1 pseudogene is annotated in these 255 nt (G+C 48.2%); it reads right to left on the reverse strand.

Annotated elements, in window-relative coordinates:
- Window positions 1-217: pseudogene (locus PV433_RS32040) on the reverse strand (transposase); the annotation flags it as partial.
- Window positions 218-255: the final 38 nt, after the last annotated feature.

Below are 255 nucleotides of genomic sequence, written 5' to 3' on the forward strand. Positions count from 1 at the left end.
TGACCGGTTGGATGAGCTCTTTGAGTTCTTCTGCACTGCTGCTCTTTACGCTTTTAGCAACTAGAATGATGCCGCTGAAGACCTCACGGACAACATACAGCGTCTCGTTTCCTTTTTCGGGTTGCACGCCGTCCATGGAGATCATAATTCCGCCATGCGTAGCTACCACTTGCTTCAGTTCTTCCTTCACATGATCCGTGACGCTAGAACGCAGCAACGTTAAATACCTCTCATACAAACGTTGGGAGTTTCGTT

The organism is Paenibacillus sp. GYB004, from assembly GCF_036577605.1.
Taxonomy (GTDB): Bacteria; Bacillota; Bacilli; order Paenibacillales; family NBRC-103111; genus Paenibacillus_AB; species Paenibacillus_AB oceani.